General features: G+C 67.0%; 11 protein-coding genes and 2 tRNA genes. 5 read left to right on the top strand and 8 right to left on the bottom strand.

The genetic code is table 11. From position 1 onward, the window contains the following. Nucleotides 1–10: 10 nt before the first annotated feature. The 4 genes from O9344_RS12985 to O9344_RS12970 form a co-directional block, all read right to left on the bottom strand. Complete coding sequence (locus tag O9344_RS12985) at nt 11–754, bottom strand: tetratricopeptide repeat protein (RefSeq protein WP_298477779.1); 744 nt, start codon at nt 752–754, stop codon at nt 11–13. Nucleotides 755–812: 58 nt separating this feature from the next. Beyond that, nucleotides 813–2,531 (bottom strand): dihydroxy-acid dehydratase, encoded by a 1,719-nt coding sequence (ilvD, locus tag O9344_RS12980; RefSeq protein WP_298477776.1) that lies wholly within the window; start codon nt 2,529–2,531, stop codon nt 813–815. A gap of 298 nt (nt 2,532–2,829) precedes the next feature. Continuing rightward, nucleotides 2,830–5,496, bottom strand: a complete 2,667-nt coding sequence (locus tag O9344_RS12975) for a valine--tRNA ligase (RefSeq protein WP_298477773.1) — start codon at nt 5,494–5,496, stop codon at nt 2,830–2,832. A 321-nt stretch (nt 5,497–5,817) separates the two neighbouring features. Continuing rightward, nucleotides 5,818–6,807 carry an alpha/beta fold hydrolase gene (locus tag O9344_RS12970; RefSeq protein ID WP_298477874.1) on the bottom strand — a complete coding sequence of 330 codons (990 nt, stop codon included), beginning with the start codon at nt 6,805–6,807 and terminating at the stop codon, nt 5,818–5,820. 234 nt (nt 6,808–7,041) lie between these two features. Between O9344_RS12970 and O9344_RS12965 the strand changes: the two genes are divergently transcribed. After that, nucleotides 7,042–8,256 carry an MFS transporter gene (locus O9344_RS12965; protein WP_298477769.1) on the top strand — a complete coding sequence of 405 codons (1,215 nt, stop codon included), beginning with the start codon at nt 7,042–7,044 and terminating at the stop codon, nt 8,254–8,256. A 6-nt stretch (nt 8,257–8,262) separates the two neighbouring features. Here the strand turns inward: O9344_RS12965 and O9344_RS12960 are convergent, their stop codons facing one another. From O9344_RS12960 to O9344_RS12950, 3 genes are all read right to left on the bottom strand, one after another. Next, a complete protein-coding gene (locus tag O9344_RS12960; RefSeq protein WP_298477766.1) occupies nt 8,263–8,910 on the bottom strand; it encodes a DUF2497 domain-containing protein in 648 nt (215 codons plus the stop codon). A gap of 153 nt (nt 8,911–9,063) precedes the next feature. Continuing rightward, complete coding sequence (locus O9344_RS12955) at nt 9,064–10,500, bottom strand: TolC family outer membrane protein (RefSeq protein ID WP_298477763.1); 1,437 nt, start codon at nt 10,498–10,500, stop codon at nt 9,064–9,066. Nucleotides 10,501–10,658: 158 nt separating this feature from the next. Next, complete coding sequence (locus O9344_RS12950) at nt 10,659–11,312, bottom strand: protein-L-isoaspartate O-methyltransferase (protein ID WP_298477760.1); 654 nt, start codon at nt 11,310–11,312, stop codon at nt 10,659–10,661. A gap of 227 nt (nt 11,313–11,539) precedes the next feature. Here O9344_RS12950 and O9344_RS12945 point away from each other — a divergent pair. Next, a tRNA-Cys gene (locus tag O9344_RS12945) sits at nt 11,540–11,613 on the top strand. A gap of 13 nt (nt 11,614–11,626) precedes the next feature. Here O9344_RS12945 and O9344_RS12940 read toward each other — a convergent pair. Next, nucleotides 11,627–11,923: a hypothetical protein gene (locus tag O9344_RS12940; RefSeq protein ID WP_298477757.1), complete on the bottom strand. Its 297-nt coding sequence runs from the start codon at nt 11,921–11,923 to the stop codon at nt 11,627–11,629. 129 nt (nt 11,924–12,052) lie between these two features. On the opposite strand from O9344_RS12940, the gene O9344_RS12935 reads away from it, so the two are divergent. The 3 genes from O9344_RS12935 (at nt 12,053) to O9344_RS12925 (ending at nt 15,158) form a co-directional block, all read left to right on the top strand. After that, nucleotides 12,053–12,127, top strand: a tRNA-Asn gene (locus tag O9344_RS12935). Nucleotides 12,128–12,263: 136 nt separating this feature from the next. After that, the gene (locus O9344_RS12930; protein ID WP_298477754.1) at nt 12,264–13,712 is read left to right on the top strand and encodes a deoxyribodipyrimidine photo-lyase; all 1,449 of its coding nucleotides are present in this window, start codon (nt 12,264–12,266) and stop codon (nt 13,710–13,712) included. A gap of 192 nt (nt 13,713–13,904) precedes the next feature. Further along, nucleotides 13,905–15,158 carry a cyclopropane-fatty-acyl-phospholipid synthase family protein gene (locus tag O9344_RS12925; protein WP_298477752.1) on the top strand — a complete coding sequence of 418 codons (1,254 nt, stop codon included), beginning with the start codon at nt 13,905–13,907 and terminating at the stop codon, nt 15,156–15,158. The last annotated feature ends 30 nt before the right edge of the window (nt 15,159–15,188 follow it).

Below are 15,188 nucleotides of genomic sequence, written 5' to 3'. Positions count from 1 at the left end.
CCCTCGCCGGTCATCGGCGGACGGTCTTGATCCAGGCCTCGACCATGCGCAGAGCCACGCCGCGCTCGTCGTCCGAGGCCTGGCGCATCGCCTCCTCGTACATGTCGGCGATCCAGGTCTCGTTCTCGTTCGCCGATTCCTTGGCCAGCGTCAGGAACATCAGGCCCCGCGGCGCGGCGCGCGGCACGTCGCGGCCGGTGAACAGCATGTGGCCGAGAACGGCCTGCGCCTGGTGATGGCTCTTCTGCGCGGCGAGCTGCAGCCAGCGGGCGGCCTGACGCGGATCGCGCTGGGTGCCCTTGCCTTCCAGCATCATGCGGCCGAGTCGGAACTGGCCATCAGCGTCGCCGAAGGTCGAGGCGGCGTAGAAATAAAGCTCGACCGCCTTGGCCGGGTCGGGCCGCACATAGGTGTTCGGAATGCCCTCGACGAAATAGTTGCCCATGGCAACGAAGGCCGAGGAGATAAAGCGCGCGTCCGGCGAGGTCGGGCCCTCATCGCGGCGGGTGATGGTGATCTGGCGGAAGGTCTCGAAGGCCTTGAGGTCGGAGCGGGCGACACCTTCGCCCTCCATGTACATACGCCCCAGGCGCCAGGCAGAGGCGGCATGGCCGCCGCTCGCGGCATACTGAAGCGCCGAGACGGCATCGTCCGTGCGGCCGTCGCGCAGGGCCCGGCCATAGGCGCGGAAGGCGTCGAGCGCCGAGCGCGCGTCGCCGGCCGGCTGACCGTCAAAGGCCAAAGCCTGGGTCACCGGGAGGCTCCCGGTGAGCAGCGTCGCCGCACAGGCGACGCGCATCAGGCTGGAAAGCTCAGATATCCGCATAGACGTGCTTTTCCCCGGCACCGCCCGGATGGGTCACGGCACCGTCAACCGCAGGTCCGACCTGCTGGGCATATTTCCAAATGGCGCCCGCGCCGTACTCGGTCGGCTTCGGGCCAGTCCATTCCTTCTTACGCGCCCGCAATTCGGCGGCCGTAAGGCGAACCTTGAGCGTTCCCTTGACGGCGTCGATCTCGATCATATCGCCGTCACGCAGCAGCGCGATGGGACCGCCGACCTGCGCCTCCGGACCGACATGGCCGATGCAGAATCCGCGGGTGGCGCCGGAGAAGCGACCGTCGGTGATGAGCGCAACCTTGTCGCCCATGCCCTGGCCATAGAGGGCTGCCGTCGTCGCCAACATCTCGCGCATGCCGGGGCCGCCCTTGGGGCCCTCGTAGCGGATGACGATGACCTCACCCGCCTTGATCGTGCGCTCGGTGACCGCCTTGAAGCACTCTTCCTCGCGGTCGAAGCAGCGCGCCGGCCCCTTGAACTTCAGCTTCTTCATGCCGGCGACCTTCACGATCGCCCCATCCGGCGCCAGATTGCCCTTCAGGCCGACGACGCCGCCGGTCTTGGTGATGGGCTTGGAGGTCGGATAGACCACGTCCTGGTCAGGGTTCCAGCGCACCTTGGCAAGGTTCTCCGCCATGGTGCGGCCGGTGACAGTCATGCAGTCGCCATGGAGGAAGCCGCCGTCGAGCAGCGCCTTCATCAGAAGCGGGATGCCGCCGGCCTCGAACATGTCCTTGGCGACGTACTTTCCGCCCGGCTTCAGGTCGGCGATGTAGGGCGTGCGCTTGAAGATCTCGGCGACGTCGAACAGATCGAACTTGATGCCGCATTCATGCGCCATGGCCGGCAGGTGCAGCGCGGCATTGGTCGAGCCGCCCGAGGCGGCGACCACGGTCGCGGCGTTCTCCAGCGACTTGCGGGTGACGATGTCGCGGGGGCGGATGCCGCGGGCGATCAGCTCCATCACCTTCTCACCGGCCGCGTAGCAGAAGGAATCGCGGATGTCATAGGGAGCGGGCGCGCCAGCGGAGTAAGGCAGCGCGAGACCGATGGCCTCGGACACCGTCGCCATGGTGTTGGCGGTGAACTGCGCGCCGCAGGCGCCTGCGGACGGCGCGCCGACACGCTCCAGTTCGTCGAGGTCCTCGTCGCTCATGGCGCCGACCGAATGCTGGCCGACTGCCTCGAACAGATCCTGGACGGTCACCTGCTTGCCACGGAAGGTGCCGGGCAGGATCGACCCGCCATAGATGAAGATCGACGGAACGTTGAGGCGGATCATCGCCATCATCATGCCGGGCAGCGACTTGTCGCAGCCGGCAAGGCCGACCAGCGCGTCATAGGCGTGGCCGCGCATGGACAGCTCGACCGAGTCGGCGATGATCTCGCGGGAGGGCAGCGAGGACTTCATGCCGGCATGGCCCATGGCGATGCCGTCGGTCACGGTGATGGTGCAGAACTCGCGCGGCGTGCCCTGGGCCGCCTCGACGCCCTTCTTCACCGCCTGTGCCTGTCGCATCAGCGCGATGTTGCAGGGTGCCGCCTCATTCCAGCAGGTGGCCACGCCGACGAAGGGCTGGTGGATCTGCTTGGTCGTCAGGCCCATCGCATAGAGATAGGACCGGTGCGGCGCCCGAGACGGGCCCTCGGTGACGTGCCGGCTGGGCAATTTGGACTTGTCGAACGTCATACCACTCACCGCGCCGCCACCTTGAGGACCGACCGGTGGAGGGACGCGGAGACATTCGGAACGAACGACCCGAAGACCATCAATGCGGCAGCCCAGAAAAACGTTCTCCATCGACGATGGAAAACAGACGTTTGTCCCGAAATTTCTGCGCTCCGGCCTGTGGCGGGATTGCGGCGAAACATGGTGAAGGAACCGTTCCGCTTCGAGCCGTTCCAGCCTGTTGCGGAAATGACACGAAAACACCGGCGGGCCATGGCCGCGCCGGTGTGCTCATGCGACAGGCAATAGGACCGGCGGATCAGCCGAGGGCGGTCAGCCGCTGCATCGCCGTCTCGATGCTCGCCTTGCGCTCCACCGCCTCGGCGCGCTTCTCGTGCTGCTCGGCGATGACGTCTTCCGCCGCACGGGCCATGAAGTTGGCGTTGTTGAGCTTGCCATCGCAGCGGGCGATATCGCCTTCCGCCTCCTTCAGCGCCTTAGCGAGGCGCGTCCGCTCGGCGGCGACGTCGATGAGACCGGCCATGGGCAGGGCGAGGGTCTCGCCGCGCACCACCAGCTGGACGGAGCCGGCGGGCGCCTCGGCGCCGGAGGCGACGCCAGAAAGCCTCGCAAGACGGTTGAGCAAATCGCCGTAACGCTCTGACGTCGCAAGGGTCTTGTCCGATGGGGCAATGAGGACGAGCGGCACCTGCGTCGCCGGGGCGACGTTCATCTCCGCACGCACCGAGCGAATGGCGCTGATCGCATCCACCAGCCAGCCGATCTCGGCCTCTGCCTCGGCATCGATCAGGCCGTCGAGCTTCGGCCAGTCGGCCAGCGCCAGCACACCGGCGCGGGCCGGCCCCGCCTCGCCCGTCACCGTCCACAGCTCCTCGGTGATGAAGGGCATGAACGGGTGGAGGAGCTTCAGGATCTGATCGAGCGTCCAGGCGGTGGCGGCGCGCACCTCGGCCTTGGCCGCCTCGTCGGTGCCGGTGAAGATCGGCTTGGCGAATTCCAGGAACCAGTCACAGAAAATGTTCCAGACGAAGCGATAGGCCGCGCCCGCCGCATCGTTGTACTTGTAGGCCTCGATGGCGGCGCCGGTCTCGGCAACCGCCTTCGCCGTCTCGCCGACGATCCACTTGGCGAGCGTCGTCTTGACCGCCTTCGGGTCGAAGTCGGCAACGCGGCGGCACTCGTTCATCTCGGCAAAGCGCGCCGCGTTCCACAGCTTGGTCGCAAAATTGCGATAGCCCTCGACGCGCGAGCGGGCGAACTTCACGTCCGAGCCCTGGCTCGCCTGCGCCACCAGCGCGAAGCGCAGCGCATCGGCGCCGAACTCGTCGATGAGGCCGAGCGGATCGACGACATTGCCGAGCGTCTTCGACATCTTCCGACCCTTGTCGTCGCGGACGAGGCCGTGGATGACGACGTCGGAGAAGGGCTTCTCCCCCATGAACTGGAGGCCGAGCATCATCATGCGCGCCACCCAGAAGAAGATGATGTCGAAGCCGGTGACCAGCGTCGCGGTCGGATAGAAGCGCTTCAGCTCCGGCGTCTCGTCGGGCCAGCCCAGCGTCGAGAAGGGCCAGAGGCCCGATGAGAACCAGGTGTCGAGCACGTCGGGATCGCGGGTCAGCGGCACCCCTGCCCGGCCGAACTGCGCGTCGGCCTGGGCCTGCGCTTCAGCCTCGCTGGCGGCGACGAAGATCGTGCCATCCTCGGCGTACCAGGCGGGGATCTGGTGGCCCCACCACAGCTGGCGCGAGATGCACCAGGGCTGGATGTTCTCCAGCCAGCGGAAATAGTCGCCGGCGAAGCGTTCGGGAACGAAGCGCGTCTCGCCCTTGCGAACCGCTTCCAGCGCCGGCTTGGCGAGCGTCGCGGCATCCACATACCACTGCTCGGTCAGCCAGGGCTCGACCACCGCGCCGCCGCGCTGGGCATGCGGCACCATGTGGGTGTGGGGCTCGATCTTGTCGACGAGGCCGAGCGCCTCGAGGTCGGCGACGACCTTCTTGCGCGCCTCGAAGCGCGGCAGACCGCGATAGGCCTCCGGGGCGTTCTCGTTTACCACGGCCGAAGCGTCGAAAATGTTGATGAGCTCGAGATTGTGGCGCTTGCCCACCTCGAAGTCGTTGAAGTCGTGGGCCGGCGTGATCTTCACCGCGCCCGAGCCCTTTTCGGGATCGGAATAGGTGTCGCCGACAATGGGGATCTCACGGCCGACGAGCGGCAGCACCACCATCTTGCCGATGAGGTGCTTGTAGCGCTCGTCTTCCGGGTGCACGGCGACGGCCGTGTCGCCCAGCATCGTCTCCGGGCGCGTCGTCGCCACCGTGATGAACTGCGTCGGGTCGTCCTTCAGCGGATACTTGAAGTGCCAGAGGTTGCCCTTCACCTCGAGGCTATCGACCTCGAGGTCGGAAATGGCCGACTGGAACTCCGGGTCCCAGTTCACCAGCCGCTTGTCGCGGTAGATGAGGCCGGCCTTGTGGAGGTCGACAAAGACCTTGATGACGGCCTTCGACAGGCCCTCATCCATGGTGAAGCGCTCGCGCGACCAGTCGCAGGAGGCCCCCAGCCGCTTCAGCTGGTTGACGATCGTGCCGCCGCTCTCCGCCTTCCACTCCCAGACCTTCTCCAGGAACTTCTCGCGGCCGAGGTCGCGCATCTGGATCTGCTTCTCGGCCAGCTGCCGCGAGACCACGAGCTGCGTGGCGATGCCCGCATGGTCGGTGCCCGGCTGCCACAGCACGTCGCGGCCATTGAGGCGCCAGTAGCGGCAGAGGACATCCTGCAGCGTGTTGTTGAGCGCGTGGCCCATGTGCAGCGAGCCGGTGACATTCGGCGGCGGGATGACGATGCAATAGGGATCGGCGCCGGCGCGGTCCGGGCGGCCGGCACGAAAGGCCTCGGCGGCCTCCCAGGCGGCGGCGATGCGGGCCTCGATATCCTTCGGCGAATAGGTCTTTTCGAGCATGGCGTCAGGCGATCCGTGGCTAGGGCGGGCACCAAAGCCGCGCCACGGCGCGGAAGTCAAGAATTGAGCGCCAAAAGGCAGCAGCTTGCCTCGGATCGGGGGCCGCCCCATGAGTGGCTCTGTGCCGAGGCAGAGGCCGGACAGCGATGGATGGCCCACGATCCGAGCGCCGCAGCGACGAACACCGCAACGAACCACCGTCTGCCCAGCGGCCGTGTCGCTTATTCCGCGGCTGAAGCGCAACAGGACGCCCTTTGCGATGCAGGGCTATCGACAGCGATGACCCAAGGCCGGGCAAAGCCATCGATGCATTCGGCTGCTTCAACGCTTGGGAACGCCCGCGATGAAATCGGTCATCCGCTTCAGCGTTTCATCATTGTGAAAAATGCCGAAATGCGTGGTCTGCCCAATGACCTCCGCATTGCCTCGGTAGCCTGCGGCCTTCAGCAGATCGAGAAGTGCGCTGCCGTCGACAGCCTCATCCTTGTCGCCGACGAGGATCAGCGATCGCGACGGCATCGCCGCCACATCCGCCGCATGATCGTTGCGCGGATGATAGGACAGGTTGAGACGCCAGGAATAGGCGAGCGTCTCTGTCCCGTTCCATGCGGCCGCTGGCTTGTTGAAGGCGATGATGGGAAGCCCGTCGAAGCCATGCACTCCGACGATGTTCAGCGCCACGAGGCCCACGATGCGGGGCACATGGACGACGTTCCAACCGCCCGCATTGCCGCCACGGACAGCCGCCGTGCGCGGAATGATCGGAGAGAGGGCAACGAAGCTGGCAATCGCCTCCTGCCTCGGACCATCCCCGCCCGCAAAGCGCAGGACGAAGCCGCCGCCGCTGGAATGCCCGCCGAGGATGATGGGCCCCGCATGGCCCTGACGGCGTAGTTCCCGGATGAGGTCGACGACGTCGTCCTCGTACTGACCGATATATTCGACGTCGCCGCGGCGGCGCCCCGAGAAATAGTGACCCCGCAGGTTCGGCAAAACGACCTTCGCGGTTCCTGCCGCGCTGATCGAGGTCGCCAGGTCGTGATAGCCGCCGCCATGGTAGGAAGAGCCGTGAACGAAGATCAGGATGCGGTCGCTGGTCGCCTCATAGAGCCTGTAGGCGAGCGCTTCACCGTCACGCGCGCGGTGCTGCCGCAAAGGCGGCATCTGTGCAGGGCGCTCGTCCCGCTCGGCCGAAAAGCCGAACACGTCGGTCTCTGGCGGCATTGGGGGAAATGGTCGCGCAATCAAAACTAGCGCGGTGACGAGACCAATGATCCCGAGGGCGATCAGACCAAATATTCCGCGCAACACATGGCGCAACGTTCGTGCTCCGCGGATGAATTGAAATGGACCCTAACAGGTTCTTGTCCCTTGTCGCCGATTTAATTCTGAACGGTGATTGTTGCGGGAGGGCCCGCCAATGATCGTGAGGGAGACGCGACACATGGCTGCGCTCACCGGGCGAATACTGGTGGGGTGCGCTAACATTTCTGCCATGCGAAGCCGTGGCTTGCCGCAATGCAAAATCCGGCCACAAAGACATCAATGACGCAGGATACCGCAACGCCCCCGCCCGAGGATGCCATTCCCTGGCGGTCCCTGATGATCCTCGGCTCGGCGAGCTTCGCCTCCTCGGCCGCGCTGCGCTTCTGCGACCCTCTTCTCCCGAAGCTCGCCAACGCCTTCTCCACGACCCCCGGCGCGGCGGCCATCGTCGTCACCACCTATTCGGTCGCCTATGGCGGCTTCCAGCTTGTCACCGGTCCGCTCGGCGACCGCTACGGTAAGGTGCGGCTCGTCTCGCTGGGCGCGATCCTCTGCGGCCTGTTCACGATCGCATGCGCCTTCGCGGTCACGCTCGACCAGATCGCGGTGCTTCGCCTGCTCGCTGGGCTCACGGGCGCGGCCATTATCCCCAACTGTCTCGCCTTCATCGGCGATACGATCCCTGCCTCGCAGCGCCAGGCGGTTCTTGCCCGCTACATGATCTTCATGAGTGCCGGCGCGGTGAGCGGCCAGGCCATCGGCGGCATCATTGCCGACGCCTTCGGATGGCATGCGGTCTTCCTGATGGTCGGCGCCTTCCTCGTGGTGGCGGGCACCGTGCTGACGCTGCAATTGCGGACCAATCCGGTCCTGTCGAAGCGGGCGGCAACTCCGCAAGGCGGCCTCGCTGGCTCGTTCCGGCAGATCGCCACCAGCGGCCGGACGCCGCTCGGACGCCTCGTCCTCGTGACCGTCTTCATGGAGGCGTCGTTCTATATCGGCGCCTTCACCTTCCTCGGCGCCTATCTGCGCGCCGAATTCGCCATCAGCTACACCGCCATCGGTGCATTGACGGCGCTGAGCGCGCTGGGAGCGGTCCTCTATTCCTCCGCGGCGCCGTCCCTGCTCACCCGCTACAGCCAAGCGACCTTGTTTCTCGGCGCCGCCCTTGCCTTCTCTGCGAGTTTCCTGCTGCTCGCGGTGGCGCCCGTCCTTGCCCTCGTGGCGCTCGCCATCGTCATCGGCGGGGCGAGTTTCGCCCTCTTCCACAACGCCCTCCAGAATCTCGCCACGCAGATGAACCCCGAGGCGCGCGGGGCCTCCATCGCCACCTTCGCCTTCTGCTTCTTCGCGGGACAGACGGCCGGCGTCTTCGTCTCGAGCTTCGTCTATGACCATTGGGGCGCGGTGCCGCTCTTCGCGGCATCCGCGATCCTCATGCCGCTGCTGATCGTGTGGTTCCGCGGACGGCTCGCCGCGGTGAGAGCCGCCTGAGCGGCGTCAGCGGCCGGGGCCGCGCGAGACGCGCTCGATCTCGGCCCGCACGAGCCGTTCCACCAGCTGCGGCAGGTTGTCGTCGAGCCAGGTTTTCAGCATCGGCCTGAGCATATCCTTGAGCAGGTCCTCAAGGGTACGGTTCGAGCCGACCATCATCGAACTCGCGAGCGAGCCGAACGCGGCGCCGACGGCGGCATGGGCCTCGGCCGACAGCAGAGCGGGAGCCGCGCCAACCGGCGGGGCATAGCTCGGCAGCGGCGGCGGAGGGGCCGCATCGATGAAATCCAGATCGGCACGCTGGGCGATCGGCTTGATCATGCCCATGCGATCCGGCACCGCGTCGGCCTTGCTGAGCTCGAGGATCTCGGGCTCTGGCGGCGGGGGCGGCGCAGCCTGTTTCGGCGGCGGAGGAGGCGGCGGAGGCGGAGGCGGCTCATCCTCCATGGCGTCGAAACCGGCCAGCAGCGCGTCGATGTCGTCCTGAGACTTCGGCGCTTCCTCGGCGGCCGGTGCGGGCGGCGGTGGAGGGGGCGGCGGGGCTGCCGCCTTGGCCGGCGCAGCCTTGGCCGGCTCGTCATCGGCGATGATGCGGCGAATCGAAGCGAGGATTTCCTCCATCGACGGTTCGTTCGCCTTGGCCGTCTGTGACATCCCCGCCCTACCCTGACGTCGCACGCTCGGAAGCGAAGGGATCGGATCCGGCCATTGGCCGAATCGCTTCCGAATCAACTGTGACGACTATGCACCCTCGCGCCGTGTGTGGCCAACCGAGAGGCTGGCGATCCACAGGCAAACAGCGTCGCTTTACCGCCCATCCGGCGTGCGCACGCCGATCCACTGATCGCGGACCTGGTTGTAGTGCTGGGTCGGATCGAAGATCTCCGTCCGCAGGGCCAGGCGCGGGGCGTTGAGACGGCCCATGGCCGACAGCACCGAGTACGACAGGACGACCCGGTCGCGCTGGGCGCGGACGAGGGCGACGCGCGCCTCGGTAAGGGTTTGCTGGGCGTTCAGCACGTCGATGATGGTGCGCTGGCCGACCTTGTACTCCTCACGGATACCGTTGACCGCGATCTCCTGCGAGCGGACCTGGACCTCGGCAGCCTGAATCTGCGCCCGCGCCGCCTCAAGCGCGGCCCAGGACTGCATGACGGCCTGCCGCACGCTGGCTGCGGCGGTCTCGATCTGGATACGCCGCTGGCCATACTGCTCCTTGGCCTGGCGGATGGTCGCGTAGTCGCGGCCGCCATTGGCGAAGATCGGGATGGTCAGGGTCACGCCGAGGGAAGCGGTGAGCGATTGGCCGCTGGTCACCGCCTGTTCGGCAGCGCGCGTCACAGTGCCGCTCAGCCCGAGCGTCGGGTAGAGAGCCGATTCGGCGATGCGGACCTGGAGCATCTGGGCGTCGGCACCGTGACGGGCACCGATGATCGACGGGTGTTCCGTCTGTCCGGCGACAACGGCGGAATCGAGATTGCGCGGCAGAAGCCGTTCGACGGTACGAGCGGGGACGAGGCGGCTGGGAAGGACGCCGACCTGCTGCTGGTAGACAGCGCGGGCGTTGGCGAGGTCCGATTCCGCGACGGTTGCCGTGGCAATGGCGGCCTGCAGCGACGACTCGGCGAGCGCCACATCGGTTCGGGTCACCTCGCCGACATTGAAGCGGTCGCGGGTAGCACGCAGCTGCTCGCGCAGCACCTCGACGTTGCGACGCCGCAGTTCCAGCACTGCCTGTTCGCGCAGCACGTTCATGTGCGCGGTGGCGGCCGAAAGCAGCACCGTCTGTTCGGTATTGCGCAACGTCTCGCGCGCCACGAGCACGTTCTGATCGGCCTGGCGGACCGTATTGGTGGTCCGGTTGCCGTCGTACAGAGTCTGCGTCACGGACAGAGTGGCCGCGCGCGGCTCCAAACGGGCCGCGCTGCGAGATCCCGCAATGGTCACCGGCACGCCACCGACATTCGTGCCGCGCGTGCCGACGCTGGATTCGGAATACTGGCCGGCAGCGGTGACCGTCGCGTTCACCGACGGGCGATAGCCCGAGAGCGCGGCCGGCACGCCCTCGTTGGCGACACGCACGCCGGCACGGGCGGCATTGAGATCGGGATTGTTGCGATAGGTCTGGACGAGCGTCTGCTCGATCGACTGTGCCCGGGCGGGGGGAACGGTCAGGGATATGGCGAGGATCGCGACGGAGACTGCCGCCGCGGAGCCGGCACGAGACCTCGTGGCTCCGGTCATGGACACACCTGCATTTTGGCGCCCCCCGAAGCGTCCGCCACGACTCCAGGGCAATTGGTAACGTTGGTTAAAGGGATTGGACGCGCGAGGAAACCCCCGAGGCGGCCTAGACCGACGTTACCCACCATGGTGCAGCATGAAGGCCACACCCGGACAGGTCAGAACACGAAACCGCGCGGTGCGTCGAAGCCGGGAAGTGCGGGAATGGCGGCGTCGAAGGCCTGCCGGATGCTGATCTCGGCACCGATCCGGGTGTGGACGAGGCACTTCGCCGCGCGCCCCCGTCCGACCACCGCGACAAGCCGGCCACCCTCGGCGAGCTGGTCGAGGAGCGCCTGCGGCAACTGCTCGACGGCTCCCTCCAGGAGGATCACGTCGAAGGGACCTTTGGAGGCGGCACCGGCCGTGAGGGGCCCCTCCACCACGGTGATGTTGGCAGTGCCGCCGAGAGCGCCGCGGGCCGCCCCGACAAGAGCGCCGTCCTGCTCAAGCGCCACCACCTCGGCGGCGATCAGACCAAGAACCGCGCTCGAATAGCCGGTGGCGGCGCCGACATCGAGGACGCGGTCGCCCTCCCCGACCGCCCCGGTCTGGATCATGCGGGCGAGCACCATGGTCTCGATGAGGTAGCGCGGGGGTTCGCTGCCCAGCGCGATGTCATCGTCGAGATAGGCGAGCGCCTTGAGCGAATCGGGGACGAATTCCTCCCGCGGCACCGCCATCAATGCATTGACGATGCGCGCGTCGGTCACGTCGTTCACGCGGATCTGGGTATCGACCATGGTGCGGCGCGCGCGGGCGAAGTCCATCATGGGATCATCCTCGGATCGCGATCGGCACGGCGAGGCACGCCGCGCCCGTTCTGGCTCCGTCTTTACCGGTTGCGGCGCGAAAAAGGCAAGCTGTCCCACGGGCCGACGCGCAGCCGCGACGGCGATCGGCAGCCGTGCCCCGGTTGCGCTCGGCGCGGTTGCGGGGTCGGTGGCTCCATGCTAGAGCCTCCGCACTCCGCGCCGGCTCGTCCGGCGACCCCCCGGATGGCCTCGTGGCGGAGTGGTTACGCAGAGGACTGCAAATCCTTGCACCCCGGTTCGATTCCGGGCGAGGCCTCCACCTTCTCTCCTCCTTAGGCACGTTTCGGCGTCATCATCGCGTTGAGCTTCGGCCAGCGGCGTGCGACGGTCACCGACATCCGACGGCGCGACCGACGCACGCGCGGGCTGTCGACTGACAGGATCACGAATCCGACCGGCAGCATCCAGATGCCAAGGACCGGCAGGACGCTGAACACGCCACCGGCCACGAAAGCCCAGCCAAGCACCTGCCGGCGTAGCCGCGTACGGGGCAAACGGTAGGAGCGCCCGAAGATCGTCGTGCGATACGGGGCTTTCGGTGAGGTCTCAGGAGAAGTCGTGGCGGTCATCGCCCTGTGATGGAGGTCAACCGCCCGTCTTTCAACAGGCCGGCGGTCGAAAAATGCGTTGCGCGACGATTGGCCCTTGGCAGGTGCGAAACACCTGTGCTATTCGCGCCGCTCTCACGACGAGCGTGATCCTCGGTAGCTCAGTGGTAGAGCAACCGGCTGTTAACCGGTTGGTCGCTGGTTCGAATCCGGCCCGGGGAGCCAATTCGCGAACCCCCGAAACGCAAGCCGCGTTTCGGGGGTTTTGCTTTTTTTGGCCCTGGCGCATTACGAGCGTGCGGACGGCAAGAATCTGCTGCACTTCGGTGAACCGGCCCCCTGCCCGGCCCGTAACCTCGCAATGCCGCAAGTGCCCGTCATAGTCTGGTTCCGCGACGACCTCCGCCTCTCCGACAATCCCGCGCTCGCGCGGGCCGGCGCGAGCGGTGCTCCCGTCATCTGTCTCTACATTCGCGAAGAGCCAGGAATCGGCCGGCGCGCCATGGGGGCAGCGGCCGACTGGTGGCTTGCGCAGAGCCTCCGGGCCCTCGCAAGCAGCCTCGAAACGCTCGGCCAGAGCCTGGTCCTGCGCAGCGGCAAGGCGGCCGATGTGCTCGATGCGGTGATCGCCGAGACGGGAGCCGGCAGCGTCGTCTGGAATCGCCGCTATGACGCAGGCGGCATCGCCATCGACAAGGCGATCAAGGCCGACCTGGCGGCGCGCGGCATCATGGTCGAAAGCTTCGGCGCCCATCTCCTGCGCGAGCCCTGGGAGGTGAAGTCCGCCGTCGGCGAGCCGATGAAGGTCTTCACACCCTTCTGGCGGGCCCATCAGCGCCTCGGCGACATCCGCGCGCCACTGCGGGCGCCGACGGCCCTCGCCGTATGGGGAAGCCACCTCGCGAGCGAGAGCCTGCAGGACTGGGGGCTCGAACCCACCGGGCCAAATTGGGCGAAGGGCTTCACCGACCACTGGACACCCGGCGAGGCAGGCGCGCAGGCACGGCTTGAGGCCTTCCTCGCAGGTGGCCTCGACGGCTATGCCGACGGGCGCGACCGACCGGACCGCGCCTCGACCTCGCGCCTGTCCCCCCATCTGCGATTCGGCGAGATCTCCCCGGTGCAGATCTGGCACCGCACCCGCAGCGTGGCCGGCACGGAGCCGGGCCGCGACGTCGCCAAATTCCTCGCCGAGGTCGGTTGGCGGGAGTTCGCCTACCATCTGCTGTATCACTTTCCGGACCTGCCCGAGGCCAATTACCAACACCGTTTCGACGCCTTCCCCTGGCGCGCCGATGCAACGGCCCTCAAGGCCTGGCAGAAGGGTTTGACCGGTTATCCCATCGTCGATGCCGGCCTGCGCGAACTCTGGCAGACCGGATGGATGCACAACCGGGTCCGCATGATCGTCGCCTCGTTCCTGGTAAAGCACCTGCTGATCGACTGGCGCGCGGGCGAGGCGTGGTTCTGGGATACGCTTGTCGACGCTGACGTCGCCAACAATCCCGCGAGCTGGCAGTGGGTAGCCGGCTCCGGTGCGGACGCCGCCCCCTACTTCCGCATCTTCAATCCCATGCTCCAGGGCGAGAAATTCGATCCCAAGGGCGACTATGTCCGGCGCTGGGTGCCTGAGCTCGCCGGCCTTCCGGCCAAGGTGATCCACACGCCCTGGGAGGCGCCGCCCGCGGTGCTGCTCCAGGCTGGAATCAGGCTGGGGGAAACCTATCCGAAGCCGATCGTCGACCACGATGCGGCTCGGACACGGGCGCTCGCCGCCTTCGCGACGATCCGCGAGCCTTCCGCCGCCTGACCTGCACCCCGACCGGGAACCACCTGAGGCATTGATGGATTTTTCAACTGGCCTAGACTGCCCCATGCGCCGGAGGGCGACCTCGGCTGCGAAGCGTCACCCGGCGCGACCCGAAACCGGGAAGACGGACCGCTCGGTCGCGGCGACCCTGAGCGCGCCGTGGGGTCCGTCACATCCGGAGGCGCCGTCTCGATGAGCATTACAGACCAACGCCATTCCTTCGCCGACACGATTGAGGTGACGCGCGACACGCTGCGCCGTGCGACCGCCGGCCTGCCATCGCTCCTGCGCCTTGCGCTCGGCTATCCCCTCGCCATCCGCTACGGCCAGCTCACCATGCAACTGCCCGACAGGCGGCGCCTGCTCTTCCGCGGCACCGAGCCCGGTCCGCAGGCGGAGATGATCGTCAACGATTTCGGCTTCGCCCGGCGCCTGATCCTCGACGGTGACCTCGGCTTTGCCGAGGCGTTCATACGCCGTGAATGGGACACGCCTGATCTCTCGGGCTTCCTAAACTTCTTCGCGGTCAACATGCACGCGGTGCGCAACCTGACGCGCTACAACCCGCTGGCGCGTCTGCTGCACCAGTTGCGCCACTGGCGCAATCGCAACACCCGCACCCAGGCCCGGCGCAACATCGCCGCCCATTACGACCTCGGCAACGCCTTCTATCGCGCCTGGCTCGACCCGAGCATGACCTATTCCTCGGCGCTGTTCGCAACCGGGACCGAGACGCTCGAGGAGGCCCAGCTTGCCAAATATCGCCGCCTCGCCGGCGAACTCGCCCTGAAGCCCGGCGACCACGTGCTGGAGATCGGTTGCGGCTGGGGTGGCTTCGCCGAGGTCGCCGCCAGGGAGTTCGGCGCGAGGGTGACCGGCCTGACCCTGTCGCAGGAGCAGTTCGACTACGCTACCGAGCGGATGGCCCGCGCGGGCCTCTCCGACCGCGTCACCATCAAGCTGCAGGATTATCGCGACGAGACCGGCCGCTACGACGCGGTGGCGTCCATCGAGATGTTCGAGGCGGTCGGCAAGGAATTCTGGCCGACCTATTTCGATCGTATCGCTGCCTGCCTTGCTCCCGGCGGCCGCGCCGGCCTGCAGGTCATCACCATCGACGAGGCCTATTGGGAAGGCTACGAGCGCGAGATCGACTTCATCCGGGCCTATATCTTCCCCGGTGGGATGCTGCCGACGCCGACCCACATGCGCGACCTGCCGCGCGCCAGCGGGCTCACACTCGACACCGACCTCGGATTCGGTCGCGACTATGCCCGCACGCTCCACGACTGGGCCGACCGGTTCACCGCCTCCTGGTCGTCCCTCGCACCGCTCGGTTTCGACGAGCGATTCCAGCGCATGTGGCTCTATTACCTCTTCTATTGCGAGGCGGGCTTCAACACCGGCGGCATCGATGTGCGGCAGATGGTCTATCGCCGCGCCTGACCTCCCGCACGACACTTGGCGGGGTTGAGC

This window comes from Phreatobacter sp. (assembly GCF_027532945.1).
Taxonomy (GTDB): domain Bacteria; phylum Pseudomonadota; class Alphaproteobacteria; order Rhizobiales; family Phreatobacteraceae; genus Phreatobacter.
Note: the sequence above shows the minus strand (reverse complement) of the source record. Positions and strands in the feature narration are given on the sequence as shown.